General features: G+C 65.8%; 13 protein-coding genes and 2 tRNA genes. 5 read left to right on the top strand and 10 right to left on the bottom strand.

Annotated features, from left to right (window positions below):
• Nucleotides 1–246 precede the first annotated feature (246 nt).
• The 6 genes from QF031_RS07955 to QF031_RS07930 form a co-directional block, all read right to left on the bottom strand.
• A complete protein-coding gene (locus QF031_RS07955) occupies nt 247–861 on the bottom strand; it encodes a mycothiol-dependent nitroreductase Rv2466c family protein (protein WP_307426317.1) in 615 nt (204 codons plus the stop codon).
• A 14-nt stretch (nt 862–875) separates the two neighbouring features.
• Nucleotides 876–2,156, bottom strand: coding sequence for an ATP-dependent Clp protease ATP-binding subunit ClpX (gene clpX / locus QF031_RS07950; protein WP_043450993.1), 1,281 nt, complete (start codon nt 2,154–2,156; stop codon nt 876–878).
• A gap of 174 nt (nt 2,157–2,330) precedes the next feature.
• Nucleotides 2,331–2,990 carry an ATP-dependent Clp protease proteolytic subunit gene (locus QF031_RS07945; RefSeq protein ID WP_307426312.1) on the bottom strand — a complete coding sequence of 220 codons (660 nt, stop codon included), beginning with the start codon at nt 2,988–2,990 and terminating at the stop codon, nt 2,331–2,333.
• Between the two features lie 37 nt (nt 2,991–3,027).
• Nucleotides 3,028–3,651: an ATP-dependent Clp protease proteolytic subunit gene (locus QF031_RS07940; RefSeq protein ID WP_303695379.1), complete on the bottom strand. Its 624-nt coding sequence runs from the start codon at nt 3,649–3,651 to the stop codon at nt 3,028–3,030.
• 232 nt (nt 3,652–3,883) lie between these two features.
• Entirely contained in the window at nt 3,884–5,281 is a 1,398-nt protein-coding gene (gene tig / locus QF031_RS07935) for a trigger factor (RefSeq protein ID WP_307426309.1), read from the bottom strand.
• Between the two features lie 80 nt (nt 5,282–5,361).
• Nucleotides 5,362–5,436, bottom strand: a tRNA-Pro gene (locus QF031_RS07930).
• 132 nt (nt 5,437–5,568) lie between these two features.
• On the opposite strand from QF031_RS07930, the gene QF031_RS07925 reads away from it, so the two are divergent.
• A tRNA-Gly gene (locus QF031_RS07925) sits at nt 5,569–5,642 on the top strand.
• 51 nt (nt 5,643–5,693) lie between these two features.
• Here the strand turns inward: QF031_RS07925 and QF031_RS07920 are convergent.
• The 3 genes from QF031_RS07920 to QF031_RS07910 all read right to left on the bottom strand — a co-directional run bounded on the left by QF031_RS07920 (nt 5,694) and on the right by QF031_RS07910 (nt 8,252).
• The gene (locus QF031_RS07920; protein WP_307426305.1) at nt 5,694–6,653 is read right to left on the bottom strand and encodes an Fpg/Nei family DNA glycosylase; all 960 of its coding nucleotides are present in this window, start codon (nt 6,651–6,653) and stop codon (nt 5,694–5,696) included.
• Nucleotides 6,653–7,147, bottom strand: a complete 495-nt coding sequence (locus QF031_RS07915) for a ribose-5-phosphate isomerase (protein WP_307426302.1) — start codon at nt 7,145–7,147, stop codon at nt 6,653–6,655. The genes QF031_RS07920 and QF031_RS07915 overlap by 1 nt, the downstream gene beginning before the upstream one ends.
• Nucleotides 7,148–7,232: 85 nt before the next feature.
• Entirely contained in the window at nt 7,233–8,252 is a 1,020-nt protein-coding gene (locus QF031_RS07910; RefSeq protein ID WP_307426299.1) for a hypothetical protein, read from the bottom strand.
• Nucleotides 8,253–8,425: 173 nt separating this feature from the next.
• On the opposite strand from QF031_RS07910, the gene pepN reads away from it, so the two are divergent.
• Together pepN and QF031_RS07900 are read left to right on the top strand one after the other, a co-directional pair.
• Nucleotides 8,426–10,999 carry an aminopeptidase N gene (gene pepN / locus QF031_RS07905; protein ID WP_307426296.1) on the top strand — a complete coding sequence of 858 codons (2,574 nt, stop codon included), beginning with the start codon at nt 8,426–8,428 and terminating at the stop codon, nt 10,997–10,999.
• Entirely contained in the window at nt 10,996–11,469 is a 474-nt protein-coding gene (locus tag QF031_RS07900; RefSeq protein WP_307426291.1) for an OsmC family protein, read from the top strand. Before pepN ends, QF031_RS07900 begins: the two co-directional genes overlap by 4 nt.
• On the opposite strand, the gene QF031_RS07895 is transcribed toward QF031_RS07900, so the two are convergent.
• Entirely contained in the window at nt 11,466–12,464 is a 999-nt protein-coding gene (locus tag QF031_RS07895) for an NAD-dependent epimerase/dehydratase family protein (RefSeq protein WP_307426287.1), read from the bottom strand. The genes QF031_RS07900 and QF031_RS07895 overlap by 4 nt on opposite strands.
• A 66-nt stretch (nt 12,465–12,530) precedes the next feature.
• Between QF031_RS07895 and QF031_RS07890 the strand changes: the two genes are divergently transcribed.
• Together QF031_RS07890 and QF031_RS07885 are read left to right on the top strand one after the other, a co-directional pair.
• Complete coding sequence (locus tag QF031_RS07890) at nt 12,531–13,214, top strand: mechanosensitive ion channel family protein (protein ID WP_255172456.1); 684 nt, start codon at nt 12,531–12,533, stop codon at nt 13,212–13,214.
• Nucleotide 13,215: 1 nt separating this feature from the next.
• On the top strand, nt 13,216–13,674 hold the full coding sequence (locus QF031_RS07885; RefSeq protein ID WP_307426281.1) for a globin: 459 nt from the start codon (nt 13,216–13,218) through the stop codon (nt 13,672–13,674).
• Nucleotides 13,675–13,685: the final 11 nt, after the last annotated feature.

The following is a 13,685-nucleotide window of genomic DNA, read 5'->3' as shown; positions in this document are numbered from 1 at the left end:
CCGCTGAACTTCAGGTCTTACTACCCCGTCACTGGTAGCTTGCATTCGACTTTGCCGATGGCTGCGTCAACTTACATATCACTGAATCTTTGGTTCCTGCGTCCCCTTCTTTCGAAGTGGTAGGAACAATTGTTCTCCCGTGCCGGTCCACGTGCAAGGGCCCCGGGAAAACTACATATGGGTAGTTTTCCCGGAGCCCTTGGCGTCCCGGTTTTGCGGCCTGGAAGGGTCAGCCCGGGCTGGCCGTCACTGGAATTCGGGGCTCTCCGTGCGGCTGCGCTTCAGCTCGAAGAAGTGCGGGTAGGCGGCGATCGCGGTGGTGGCATCCCAGATCCGGCCGGCTTCCTCGCCCCGCGGGATGCGGGTCAGGACCGGCCCAAAAAAGGCGGTTCCGTTGAAGGCAACGACAGGGGTACCGACATCCTGGCCCACCAACGAGATGCCTTCCTCATGGCTGGCCCGTAGCTGCTGGTCGTAGGCGTCAGTCTCTGCGGCATCGGCCAGGGAGGCGGGAAGTCCGCATTCGGCAAGGGCCTTGGTAATGACCGCCGAGCGGTCCTTTTCACCCTGGTTGTGGATCCGGGTACCCATCGCGTCGTAGAGCGGTTTGATGAACTGCGGGCCGTGTTCCTCCCTGGCGGCGATGATGACGCGCACCATGCCCCAGGCGTTGTCCATGGATTCGCGATAGCCCGGGTCCAGGTCCCGTCCCTCGTTCAGGACGGCAAGGCTCATGACGTGCCACTCGGTCTCGATGTCGCGGACGCTTTCCACCTCGCCGATCCAGCGGGAGGTGACCCAGGCAAACGGGCACAGGGGGTCGAACCAGAAATCGGCTTTGTTCTTTGCAGCTGAAGTCACGAAGGTCCTCTCGGTCATGCAGATTTACGGCGTTTGGCCACGTGGGGAATCATGGTGGGTTCGGCCCCCCGCAGGACCACGTCCTCGGTGATCACCACACTGGCAACGTCCTCACGGCTGGGGAGGTCAAACATGACGGGAAGCAGGACTTCCTCAAGGATGGCGCGGAGGCCGCGGGCGCCGGTGCCGCGTTCCAGGGCCTGGTCTGCGATGGCTTCCAGGGCGGTGTCGTCAAAGACCAGTTCCACGCCGTCGATCTGGAACATCTTCTGGTACTGCTTCACCAGGGCGTTCTTAGGGGTGGAAAGGATCTGGATCAGGGCATCCCGGTCCAGGTTTGACACCGTGGTGATCACGGGGAGCCGGCCGATGAATTCCGGGATGAGTCCGAACTTGAGCAGGTCCTCCGGCATGACCTCGCCGTAAGAGTCGACCTTCTTGCTGGCCTCGTTGAGCGGAGCACCGAAGCCGATTCCCTTGCGGCCGGAACGGGACCCGATGATCTCCTCCAGGCCCGCGAAGGCGCCTGCCACGATGAACAGGACGTTCGTGGTGTCAATCTGGATGAATTCCTGGTGCGGGTGCTTCCGTCCGCCCTGCGGCGGGACCGAAGCCACGGTTCCCTCCAGGATTTTCAGGAGGGCCTGCTGCACGCCTTCACCGGAGACGTCACGGGTGATGGAGGGGTTCTCGCTCTTGCGTGAGATTTTGTCGATCTCATCAATGTAGATGATGCCCTGCTCGGCCTTCTTGACGTCGTAATCAGCGGCCTGGATGAGTTTGAGCAGGATGTTCTCCACGTCCTCACCCACATAGCCGGCCTCAGTCAGGGCGGTGGCGTCGGCCACGGCGAACGGCACGTTCAGCCGGCGGGCGAGGGTTTGCGCCAGGTAGGTCTTGCCGCAGCCGGTGGGGCCGATCAGGAGGATGTTGGACTTGGCAATCTCGACGTCGTCGTGGTGGCCGCCGTCCCCCAGGCTCCCGGACTTGGGGGCATGGCCCGCCTGGATGCGCTTGTAGTGGTTGTAGACCGCGACGGCGAGGGAGCGTTTTGCGGGCTCCTGGCCGATGACGTATTCCTGCAGGAAGTCGAAGATTTCACGCGGCTTGGGCAGTTCGAAGCTGCCAAGATCGGCGACCTCCGCCAGCTCTTCTTCGATGATTTCGTTGCACAACTCGATGCATTCATCGCAGATGTAGACACCGGGCCCGGCAATGAGCTTGCGCACCTGCTTCTGGCTCTTTCCGCAGAAAGAGCACTTCAGCAGATCCGTGCTCTCGCCAATCCGAGCCATATGTGAACCCCTTAGTATCCTGCTGCCAGGCAGCCCTGCACCATTGCTGAAATCGTCCGGGCCAGCGTGGACCGGTTTGTGACACCATCCACTCTAGGTCACATTCGCCCCCAAGGGTGGAAAGAAAAGGCCGGTGCGGCCAAATCACCTGGGCCGCACCGGCTTTCCGTACTGCTACCGCGTGATCGCCTGGGGCTTGATCTTGCGTGAATCGAGCACCTGGTCGATGAGGCCGTATGCCTGGGCCTCCTCGGCGGTGAGGATCTTGTCTCGCTCAATGTCGTTGTTGACCTGCTCGGACGTGCGGCCCGAGTGCTGCGCAAGGGTGTCCTCGAGCCAGGAGCGCATGCGCATGACCTCTGCCGCCTGGATTTCCAGGTCGGAAGCCTGGCCGCCCTGGCCGCCGGAGAGTGCGGGCTGGTGGATCAGGACGCGGGCGTTGGGCAGGGCCAGCCGCTTGCCGGGGGTACCGGCCGCCAGCAGGACCGCAGCCGCGCTGGCGGCCTGGCCCAGGCAAACGGTCTGGATCTCGGGGCGGATGTACTGCATGGTGTCGTAGATCGCCGTCATGGCCGTGAACGAGCCACCCGGGGAGTTGATGTAGAGGGTGATGTCGCGGTCCGGGTCCGTGGACTCGAGGACCAGCAGCTGCGCCATGATGTCGTCGGCGGAAGCGTCGTCCACCTGCACGCCGAGGAAGATGATGCGGTCCTCGAAGAGCTTGGTGTACGGGTCCTGGCGCTTGAAGCCGTAGGGAGTGCGTTCCTCGAACTGCGGCAGAACGTAGCGGCTGGACGGAAGATTGCCGGCTGACCACCCGAAGTTGTAGTTCATTGTGTTTGCTCCTGATCGAAGGGGTTCTTGATGCCGGTTAGTTCTGGGAGGCTGATTCGCCGGAGGAATCGTTGGACGTTCCGCCGCCGCCTGCGACGGAGCCGGCGTGCGCGGCGATCTTGTCGAAGAAGCCGTATTCGAGGGCCTCGGTGGCGGTGAACCACTTGTCGCGGTCGTTGTCCTTGAGGATGGTCTCCACGGTCTGGCCGGTCTGGTCGGCGGTCAGTTCAGCCATGACCTTCTTCATGTGCAGGATGAGTTCGGCCTGGATCTTGATGTCGGACGCGGTGCCGCCGATGCCGCCGGACGGCTGGTGCATCAGCACGCGGGCGTTGGGCGTGGCGTACCGCTTGCCCTTGGTGCCTGAGGAGAGCAGGAACTGGCCCATGGACGCTGCCAGGCCGGTGGCAACGGTGACAACGTCGTTGGGGATGAACTGCATGGTGTCGTAGATGGCCATGCCTGCGGTGACGGAGCCGCCGGGCGAGTTGATGTAGAGGTAGATGTCCTTTTCCGGGTTCTCGGCCGAGAGCAGGAGCAGCTGCGAGCAGATTGCGTTGGCGTTGTCGTCACGCACCTCCGAGCCCAGCCAGATGATCCGCTCCTTGAGAAGGCGGTTGTAAATGTAGTTGTCCTGGGCTGCAGGATCGACGGTCGCCATCCGGGGGGCCTCTGAGTGCTGTGACATGTTTACTTACCTCTCGCTGGTGACGGTGACATCACTGAAAATCACTACTTGGACACTAACCGGTTTCCCTTGGGTTTTGTTCGCGCACCGACGGCTGTTCGCTGACGGCGCACGATCGCCGAACCGGTGGCGTGCTGCTGCAGCTTGAACGCGAACGGCCCCCGGATCGGAGTGATCCAGGGGCCGTGCTGCGGGTCTGTTAGGACTAGGCCTTGGCCTCTGCCGTGGCGTCCTCGGCTTCGACAGCCTCGGCCTCGCCGGCGTCCGTGGAGTCAGCCTCGGCTGCTTCAGCGGCCGGAGCTTCCTCTTCCCCGCCGGGGCGGACGAAGTCGCTCAGGTCAACAGCCTTGCCCTCGGTGTCGGTCACCGTGGCCTGGCCCAGGACGACGGCCAGGGCCTTGCGGCGGCGGACCTCGGAAACCATCATGGGGACCTGGCCGCTCTGGTCGATGATCTGGGCGAACTGGTTCGGGTCCATGCCGTACTGGCTGGCCGTGGTGACGATGTAGTCGATCAGCTCGTTCTGGCTGACGTCGACTTCTTCCTTCTCCGCGATGGCGTCGAGGATGATCTCGTTCTGGAAGGCGCGGGCCGTGTTGGCACGGACCTCTTCGCGGTGCTCCTCGGTGTCGTGCTCGCCGTCACCGTGGCCGTTGCCCTCCTGGAAGTGGGCTTCGAGCTGCTCTTCAACCACTGAGTCCGGGACGGGAACCTCGACGAGTTCCACCAGCTTGTCCAGGACCTTGTCGCGGGCTTCGACGCCCTGCTCCACGATCTTGGAGTCCGCAGCCTGCTTGGCGAGGTCGTCACGCAGTTCGGCGAGGGTGTCGAACTCGGAGGCAAGCTGGGCGAAGTCGTCGTTCGCCTCGGGCAGTTCGCGTTCCTTGGCGGCCTTGACGACAACCTTGACCTGGGCTGCTTCGCCGGCGTGGTCGCCGCCCACCAGGGTGGTGTCGAAGATGGCGTCCTCGTCGGCGCTGAGCCCGGTGACGGCCTCGTCCATGCCCTCGAGCATGGTGCCGGCGCCTACCTGGTAGGACAGGCCGGCAGCGGAGTCGACCTCTTCGCCGTCGATGGTGGCGGTGATGTCGATGGTGAGGAAGTCACCGTCGGCGGCGGGGCGGTCCACGGACTTCAGGGTGCCGAAGCGGCCGCGCAGTTCGTCAAGGGCCTTGTCCACGTCTTCGTCGGAGGACTCGGCTGCAGCAACCTCAACCTTGATGCCGGCGTAGTCCGGCAGTTCGATTTCGGGGCGGACGTCAACCTCGGCGGCGAACTTCAGGCCGCCGTCCGTTGCGGAGGGGTCCGGCACCTCGGTGATTTCCACCTCGGGGCGGCTCAGGGGACGGATTCCGGACTCCTGCACGGCAGCCTGGTACCAGCCGTTGAGGCCCTCGTTGATGGCGGTCTCCAGGACGTAGCCGCGGCCGACGCGCTGGTCGATGAGCTTGGCGGGAACCTTGCCTTTACGGAACCCTGGGACCTGGATCTGCGAGGCAACAGTCTTGTAGGCCGAGTCGATGCTGGGCTTCAGTTCCTCAAAGGGGACCTCAACATTGAGCTTGACCCGCGTGGGGGTGAGGTTCTCGACAGCGCTCTTCACGGTCTAAGTACTCCTGGGATTGTTGGATGGGTTTCTGCAAACGCGTTGGATGTCCAGGCCTGCTGGTCCTGGCCGCAGAGTCGGGGTGACAGGATTTGAACCTGCGACTTCCTGCTCCCAAAGCAGGCGCTCTAGCCAAGCTGAGCTACACCCCGTAAGTGCACAGGCAAGTCTACGGTGATACGCGTCGCGAATGCACATTTGACACGTAGGCCATGGATTAGGTTTAGTTGTATCCGGCCTGAACAGCCAGCCCGGAGTTTCCGCTGAAGAACGGATCTTCCTTCGGGGACGTAGCTTAATGGTAAAGCCTCAGTCTTCCAAACTGATTACGCGGGTTCGATTCCCGTCGTCCCCTCCAGCCAAACAACAAAGGCCCCTCGCCCGAGGGGCCTTTTTCGTGCGTGCTTTGCTACTCCCGCGGCTGCTGGCAGAAGGGGCACCAGTAGAGGTTGCGCCCGGCCAGTTCTGCAATCAGGACCAGGGTGCGGCAGACCCTGCAGGGCAGGCCGTGCCGCTTGTAGACGTAATGGACGTCGTCGCGGTGGGGGAAGTGCGCGCTTTTGGGCGGCACTGGCATCCCCGCGGCTGCCGCCTTGGCGGCGGTGGTGCCGTCGAGCGTCCAGTACTTGGGCGGGGTGGTGATGATCCGCCCATCGGCGACGCCGTCGTTCATGACAGCGACGATGTCGCGCCACAGCCTGCGGGCATCGTTGTCCGGCAGTGCGGTTCCGGGCAGCAACGGATCGAGGCGGCGGCGGAACAGGACTTCGGCGCGGTAGACGTTCCCGACGCCGGCAATCACCTTTTGGTCCATGAGCAGCGCCGCGAGCGGGGTCTTGCGCGCCCTGAGATTCGCCGCGAACCGGCCGGCGTCACCGCGCAGGTTCCGCAGCGGGTCTGGCCCCAGCCGCGCCAGCACGGCGTCCGCCTCCGCCGCGGTGATGGTTTCACAGGTGGTGGCACCGCGAAGGTCCGCCCAGCCGTGGCTTCCGGCCAGCCTGACACGCACGGCCCCGACGGGTGCCGGGGGGCCTGCGTAAGGTACGCCGCCGTCGTCGTCCCCGTCAGCGAACGCCTCCTGCTCCCCCACCCGCCGCGGGGCGCCGATGCTGGAGGCTCCGCTGAACGTGCTGTCTCCGCCAAAGCTCCAGGCGCCATAGAGGCCCAGGTGGACGTGCAGTACCAGCGAGTTGTCGAAATGCAGGAACAGGTGCTTGCCGTGCGCCTCCGCAGCGACCATGGTGCGGCCGTCCAGCAGCGCCGCTCCCCCGCTGAACCTGCCTTGCGGACTGGAAACAGCAAGCGTCTCGCCGGCGAAGACATCGCCGAACTGCCGGGCCAGCCTCCGGACGGAATGGCCTTCAGGCACTACTCGATGACCTCACCGGTTGCCTCATAGGCGGCGATCTTGCCGATCCTGCGGACATGGCGCTCGTCATTGCTGAACGGTTCGGCCAGGAACGCTTCAATCAGTTCAGTGGCTTCTTCCACCGAGTGCTGGCGGCCGCCCACCGCCACGACGTTCGCATCGTTGTGCTCGCGGGCCAGGGTTGCGGTGGAGAGGTTCCAGGCGAGGGCGGCGCGGATGCCCTTGACCTTGTTGGCCGCGATCTGCTCGCCGTTTCCGGATCCGCCCAGCACGATGCCGAGGGCGTGGACGCCGGCCTGCTGGTCCGCCACGACGGCGAGGGCGGCGTTGATGCAGAACGACGGGTAGTCGTCCTGGGCGTCATAGACCTTGGGCCCGTGGTCCACCACCTCGTACCCCTTCCCGGTCAGGTGGGACACCAGGTGGGCGCTGAGCTCCATGCCGGCGTGGTCGGTGGCGATATGGACCCGCGGGAAGGCAGGGGAAGTTGTCACGTGCAATTTCCGTTCGGTTGTGGGAGCTGGGCCAGCCGGTTGGAGGCCGGCACGACACCGATAAGGATACTAGGACTGCTGCCCGTCAGAACTCGGGCTGTCCGCCGGAAGGGGGCGGGCCACCGCCCGGCCGCGTCCTGGCGGCCACCCGGGTGAGGACTTCGGCCAGCCGTGCGGCTGAGGCCGGGCTGCCGCCACTGACGGCCAGCCGCTGGCCGTCAGTCTTGCTGACAACGACGGCGGGGCCGCTGCTGACGAGCATGGCGGCGGTCCCGCCGTGGTGCCGGTAGCCCCACCCGCCATAGTCCGCGGCTTTTACGTCCGCGGCACTGGCGCCCGAAATCGCGTCGGCGGGGACGTCCATGACCGGGACCACTCCGGCAAGCATGACCCTCAGCCCGCGCCGGTCCGCCCTGACACGGGCGAAGAGGAAGGCGGCGCCGATGACGGCCAGGACAACCAGGAGGATCCCCAGCCACGGGACCACCACGGCAATCAGGGCTGCCGGAAACAGGGACGCGATGGCAATCATCACGAACACGGAGCTCCGTGCGTGGACCCAAAGCCTCATGCTGTCCCGGGCAAGGTCGGGATCCAGCTCCCGGGCGATGGCGATCTGCAGCGCCCTGTCGTCATCCGGTGACCATTGCCGGTCAGCCTTGTACACCATGCCCATGGCGACGCCGAGCGATACCGCGGCACCGCTTCCGAGGGCGAGGACGGTCATGTCCACGTGCGACTCCCGGGCGTCGGCAAGCCCGGTTTGGCCAATCAGCCCGGCGGCAAGGGCGGAGGTGATGAAGAGGCTGAGGAACAGCCCCGCACCCATCATGATCCGCCGCATCATCACCGGCCGGCCCAGCGGCACTGCCTGCAGCAGGACCAGCCAGCCGGCCGCGACAACTCCCGCGGCACCAACCCCTACATAGGCGCCAAACGGCGCAAAGGCGGCACCGCCGTCGTCCGTCCATTGGATAGCGACTGGCTCCGGAAGCTCCGGACGCAGCAGGAACGCACAGTAGACGAAGGCAGCGGCCAGCACGACGGGGAACCCGACGGCGAACCGCAGGGCCTTGGTGTCCACCGAATCCAGCAGCTTTCCCATGTATTTAACGCTACCCCTGCAGCCGTCCGGCCAATCGCCCGGCCCGGGGACGCAACCGCTGTGACCTGCGCAACTTGCCAAGGACTGCAGGGATGGAAGAATGCATCACAGTGCCGGAACCGGGACCACCGGCCGGCAGCCGAAACTTCTCTGGAGGACCTCCTTTGCCAGGCATGAACCTGACGCGCGCCGAAGCCCGTGAGCGCGCCGAACTGATCACCGTCGAGTCCTACGATGTCAGCCTTGACCTGACCCGGGGCGGAGAGGTCTTTGGCAGCACCACCACGGTGGCATTCACAGCGGCGCCGGGATCGTCCAGCTTCATCGACGCAGTCACGCGGACAGTGCACAGCGTGACCCTCAACGGCCGCAGCCTTGATCCGGCCACCGTGTCCGACGGCGTGCGGATCCAGTTGCCGGACCTGGCGGAGCACAACGAACTGACCGTGGTGGCCGACATGCCGTACATGAACACCGGCGAAGGCCTGCACCGGTTCGTGGATCCGGTGGACAACGAGGTCTACCTCTATACACAGTTCGAGGTTCCCGATTCCCGGCGGATGTTTACGGTCTTCGAACAGCCCGACTTGAAGGCAACCTTCGCCTTCACGGTCACCGCGCCGTCGCACTGGGACGTGATCTCCAACTCCCCCACACCCGCGCCCGTGGAGGCCGGGCCCGCCGAAGACGGCTCGGCCCGGTCCGTGTGGACGTTCGCGCCGACGCCCCGGCTGTCCTCCTACGTCACGGCCCTGATTGCCGGCCCCTACCAGTCCGTCCGCAGTGAAGTCACCAGCTCTGACGGCCGCGTGGTCCCGCTCGGCGTCTTCGCCCGGAAGTCGCTGATGCAGTACCTGGATGCTGACAACATCTTCGAGCTCACGCGGCAGGGCTTCGGGTTCTTCGAGGCGCAGTTCGGCTGCCCGTACCCGTTCGAAAAGTACGACCAGCTGTTCGTGCCGGAGTTCAATGCCGGCGCCATGGAGAACGCCGGGGCGGTGACCATCCTGGAAGGCTACGTATTCCGCAGCAAGGTCACCGGGGCCCAGATCGAGCGGCGCGCCATCACCGTGCTGCACGAACTGGCGCACATGTGGTTCGGCGACCTGGTGACCATGCGCTGGTGGAACGACCTGTGGCTTAACGAGTCCTTCGCCGAATACATGTCCCACCTGGCCGCCGTGGAGGCCACATCGTTCACCAGCGCCTGGACCACCTTCGCCTCCGTGGAGAAGTCCTGGGCCTACCGCCAGGACCAGCTGCCCACCACGCACCCCATCTTCGCCGAGATCAACGACCTGCAGGATGTTGAGGTCAACTTCGACGGCATCACCTACGCCAAGGGCGCCTCGGTGCTGCGGCAACTGGTGGCCTGGGTGGGGCCGGAACAGTTCATGGCAGGCGTCCGCGAGTACTTCGCCAAGCACTCGTGGCAGAACACCGAACTCCAGGACCTGCTGGTGGAGCTGGAAAAGGCCAGCGGCCGCGACCTGGACGGCTGGGGCCGGCAGTGGCTGGAGACAGCCGGCGCCAACACCCTTGCTCCCGAGCTGGACGTGGACTCCGACGGGAAGCTGCGGTCCTTCGCCATCCTGCAGTCCGCGGTTCCCGAGTGGCCCACCCTCCGCCCGCACCGCCTGGCGGTGGGGTTTTACAACCTGGACGACGGCGGCAAGCTCACGCGGGTGCACCGCGAGGAGCTGGACGTCGACGGCGAACGCACCGAGGTGCCGGCGTTGGCCGGCCTGGCGCAACCGGACCTGGTCCTGATCAACGACGACGACCTCGCCTACGCCAAGGTGCGGCTGGACCCGGCGTCCTTGGCAACGGCCACCGCGCACCTCAAGGATTTCGCCGAGAGCCTGCCCCGGACCCTGGTGTGGAACTCCGCATGGGACGCGGCCCGGGACGGTGAGACACCGGCCCGCAAGTATGTGGAGCTGATCCTGGCCAACGTCGCCGCGGAGACGGACTCCTCGGTGATCCTGGTCCAGCTCCGCCAGCTGGCCACCACCCTCAACTTCTACGTGGCCGAGGAACACCGTGAGGCCACCGCGGTGGCGGCGGCGGACCGGCTGTGGGAACTGGCGTCGGCCGTTCCGGCCGGTTCCGACGGACAGCTGCAGTTCGTTAAAGCCTTCGCCCTCCTGGCGCGCAGCGCGTCCCAGCTGGACCGGGTGGCAGGCCTGCTGGACGGGTCCGCTGCCCTGGAGGGGCTGAGCCTGGACCAGGACCTGCGGTGGGAACTGGTGGCCTCGCTGGTGGCCGGCGGCCGGATGGGACAGGACGGCATCGACGCGGAACTCCAGCGGGACAACACCTCCAGCGGACAGAATGCCGCTGCGCTGGCCAAGGCCGCCATCCCCACCCCGGAGGCAAAGGCCGCGGCCTGGGAATCGATCGTGGTCAAGGGCGAGCTGTCCAACGCGCTGCAGGGATCGGCAGTGACCGGCTTCATGCGGGTCCTGGACCGCTCCCTCCTGGAGCCGTACTCCGAAAAGTACTTCGCGGCTGTCCCGGGCATCGTGGCAACCCGCACGCACGCACTCGCCCAGCAGATCGTCGTCGGCCTCTACCCGGCCCTGCTGACCACGCAGGCCACCATCGACCGTACTGACGGGTTCCTCGCGTCGCTGCCAGCCGAAAGCGCCGCGCTGCGGCGCATGATGCTGGAAAACCGCGACGGCGTTGCCCGCGCCCTGCGTGCGCGTGCCGCCGACGTCGTGGCCGAGGGCAGCCCGGAGTGAGCCTCGGTGAACACCGGTACGCCCTGGCAGTCCAGTGGACCGGCAACCGGGGTGACGGCACCTCGTCCTACCGGGGCTATTCGCGGGACCACGATGTGCTCATCCCGGGCCTTCCGGTCCTGAAGGGCTCGGCGGATCCCACTTTCCACGGGGACCGGGAACGCTACAACCCGGAGCAGCTCCTCCTGGCTGCACTGACGCAGTGCCACATGCTGTCCTACCTGCATGTGGCGGTGAAGCACGGTGTGGTGGTCACGGACTACCGGGACGAGGCCACGGGGCTGATGCGGCTCAACCGGGACGGCAGCGGCCAGTTCGAACGGGTTGTCCTGCATCCGCACGTGACGGTGGCCGACGCCGGCATGGCCGAACTTGCGGCATCGCTGCACCATGAAGCCAACCAGGTCTGCTTCATTGCCCGCAGCGTGAATTTTCCGGTGGAGCACCAGCCGGAGACGGTGGTGGCCTAACTTCCCGCTTCGCTGCGGAGCAGGTCCACAAGCCTTTGCTCCGTGGCGGGTGCCAGGCCGGCCTTCCGGGGCCGGTCAAGTCCTCGGACGCGTTCGTCATCCAGCGTGTCCGCCAGGGTTTCCCGCCACGGCCGCAGCACCATGCCGGCTGCTTTGGCTGCGGCGTTGCTGCGGGCCATGAAGCCCTCGTGGTGCGGCGGCAGCCAGAGCGGAAGGGAATCGGGCCCGGCCCAGTAGTTGACCCCCTGTTCCACGAGCCAGTCTTCCTTGGCAGTGATAGTGGTGGCGTTGGCCGCGGACCCCTCGCGGCAGGCACTGACGAGGTCTGCAAAGGGCACCTGTTCCCCCATGGCGTTCAGGGGGCCGGTGGTTCCCTGTTCGGCTGCGCGCAGGATCCAGGCCGCCAGGTCCCGGACGTCGATCACCTGCGTGGGCTGCGGGCCGATGTCCGGGACGAGCACGGGTCCCGGGTTCCGGGCGAAGCGGCCAGGCCAGTAGCCGTACCGGTCCGTGGGATCGCCGGGGCCGCTGACCAGGCCGGCGCGGCACAGGTGGGCCGCGCCGTTCGTGGCCGCCTGGGTGGCCTCCTCTATGGCTGCCTTTGACTCGCCATAGAGTTCCGGACTGAAAGGCACCTCTGCCGGCAACGGCGGCAGCAGCGGCGCGTCCTCCGCCGCGCCGGGCGTGGAGTGCTCGGCGTAGGCTGAGCTGCTGGAAACAAAGGTCCAGTGCCCGGCGCTGCCGGCCAGGGATGCAAGGGCCTCCCGCGCGGGTTTGGGATCCCGCGCGACCTCGATCACCGCGTCCCATTCGCCGGCAACCTCCGCGTAGGCAGCCTGGCCTGTTGAACGGTCCGCCCTGACCCATGCGGCCCCGCGCGGCGGCTCACCGGATGTTCCCCGCGCGAGGCAGGTGACGTCGTGCCCGGCGGCGACCGCCTGCATAACAATGTCCTTGGAGAGGAAGGCTGTTCCGCCGAGGATGAGGATGCGCATTGGTCCACGGTACGGCGATAGGGTTGAAAGAGAACAGAGCAATATCCCAAGGAGCTACTTCCCCCCATGGTCAGCATGTTGTCCATCCTTCCCGACGCCGCGAGCCAGCCGTCCGGCGTAAGCGTCCCTGGCATCGTGATCAGCCTGGGCGTCGGCGTTGCCGTCTGGCTCGTGGCCACCTTCATCATTTCCCGCATCACCAGGCGGGTGGCCTCGGGAAGCAATTTCTTCAAGAAGCCCACGTTCAAATGGGCGGCTCCGGCCTTCCGCGCCCTGGACCACGAACGCCGCGTGCAGCGTGCCGAGACCATCGGTTCACTGCTCAACAGCGTGGTGGGCGTGCTGGTGGTGATCATCACCGGCATGTACGTGCTGCAGAACCTGGACATCAACATCGCGCCGCTGCTCACCAGCGTGGGAATCCTCGGTGTGGCCATCGGCTTCGGCGCCCAACAGCTGATCCGCGACTTCCTGGCCGGGATCTTCATTACCATTGAGGACCAGTACGGGATCGGTGACGTGATCGAAACCAGCGAAGTGGTGGGCGTGGTGGAGTCCATGGGGCTGCGGATCACCCGCGTCCGCTCGGACGACGGCGCCATCTGGTACCTGCGCAACGGCGAGATTCTGCGCGTGGGCAACCGGTCCCAGGGACGCTACGTTCCGCTGCATGAGTCCGACGACGGGACCACCGACCAGGGCTCGGCACACGTTGAGACCAAGAAAACAGACCAGAAAGCCGGGGACTAGCATGTCGCTTCCCATCGAGCCGCGCCCCGGGCAGCGGCCCCAGTTGATGCAGAATGATCCGTTCAGCAAGCCGGCCTACACCGACAGCTTCTACGACGCGGTGGGCGGCCACGAGACCTTCGTGAAGCTGATCGACGTCTTTTACGACGGCGTGGCTACCGATCCCGTGCTGCGGCCGATGTACCCGGAAGAGGATCTTGCCCCGGCGAAGCGCCGGTTCCTGATGTTCCTCGAGCAGTACTGGGGCGGACCCACGACATACGGGGAGGAGCGAGGCCACCCTCGCCTGCGGATGCGGCACATGCCGTTCAAGGTCACGCCCGAGGCAAAGGACCGGTGGCTGTTCCACATGCGCACCGCCGTGGACGCCCTGCAGTTGCCTTCGCTTTACGAAGGCACGCTGTGGGACTACATGGAGCGGGCCGCCTTGTCGATGGTGAACAGCCCCTCCGGCTCCTGACATTTTAGGGC

Source organism: Pseudarthrobacter defluvii, assembly GCF_030816725.1.
Lineage (GTDB): Bacteria > Actinomycetota > Actinomycetes > Actinomycetales > Micrococcaceae > Arthrobacter > Arthrobacter defluvii_A.
This window is presented reverse-complemented; position numbering and strand designations above follow the sequence as displayed.

Bases quoted from the DNA above. Each gene is read 5' to 3' on its own strand.
- clpX (WP_043450993.1), bottom strand. From the start codon at position 2,156: ATGGCTCGGATTGGCGAGAGCACGGATCTGCTGAAGTGCTCTTTCTGC.
- QF031_RS07945 (WP_307426312.1), bottom strand. From the start codon at position 2,990: ATGAACTACAACTTCGGGTGGTCAGCCGGCAATCTTCCGTCCAGCCGC.
- QF031_RS07940 (WP_303695379.1), bottom strand. From the start codon at position 3,651: ATGGCGACCGTCGATCCTGCAGCCCAGGACAACTACATTTACAACCGC.
- QF031_RS07910 (WP_307426299.1), bottom strand. From the start codon at position 8,252: ATGGGAAAGCTGCTGGATTCGGTGGACACCAAGGCCCTGCGGTTCGCC.
- pepN (WP_307426296.1), top strand. From the start codon at position 8,426: ATGAACCTGACGCGCGCCGAAGCCCGTGAGCGCGCCGAACTGATCACC.
- QF031_RS07895 (WP_307426287.1), bottom strand. From the start codon at position 12,464: ATGCGCATCCTCATCCTCGGCGGAACAGCCTTCCTCTCCAAGGACATT.
- QF031_RS07890 (WP_255172456.1), top strand. From the start codon at position 12,531: ATGGTCAGCATGTTGTCCATCCTTCCCGACGCCGCGAGCCAGCCGTCC.
- QF031_RS07885 (WP_307426281.1), top strand. From the start codon at position 13,216: ATGTCGCTTCCCATCGAGCCGCGCCCCGGGCAGCGGCCCCAGTTGATG.